We start from the raw sequence: 425 nt of genomic DNA, 5'->3' as shown, positions 1-425 counted from the left end.
CATCTCACTCGGTGCAAACTTAGCGATTGGCGCTTTGATGCCCGAAGCACTTTGCGCGAATGGGTGCATGGCATAGCGGCCAGCATGTAGCAACTGAAGGGCAATTTTACCTCCATGCTTATGCACGGCCTCGGTAACAACTTGGTGAGCTTTAGCGTGCTTAACTTTACTGAACTCAGCACTAAATGGGGTCAATCTGCCACGTAAATTAGGAGAGAAACCACCGGTAACAATAAGGCCAACGCCTCCTTTTGCTCGCTCTTCATAAAACGCGGCAAGCTTGTGGAGGCCTTCTTTATTTTCTTCTAAACCCGTGTGCATTGATCCCATCAATACACGGTTACGTAACTGAGTAAATCCAAGATCGAGTGGTTCGAGTAAATGTGGGTACATGGCAGACATCACTTCTATTATTATATCCTTGT

The 425-nt window shown here is 46.6% G+C and carries 1 pseudogene; it reads right to left on the bottom strand.

Annotation, left to right across the window (positions count from 1 at the left end):
* Nucleotides 1–402: pseudogene (gene fadH / locus AB4653_RS27110) on the bottom strand (NADPH-dependent 2,4-dienoyl-CoA reductase); the annotation flags it as partial.
* Nucleotides 403–425: the final 23 nt, after the last annotated feature.

It is taken from the genome of Vibrio sp. 10N.222.48.A3 (genome assembly GCF_041475345.1).
Lineage (GTDB): Bacteria > Pseudomonadota > Gammaproteobacteria > Enterobacterales > Vibrionaceae > Vibrio > Vibrio tasmaniensis_A.
Note: the sequence above shows the minus strand (reverse complement) of the source record. Positions and strands in the feature narration are given on the sequence as shown.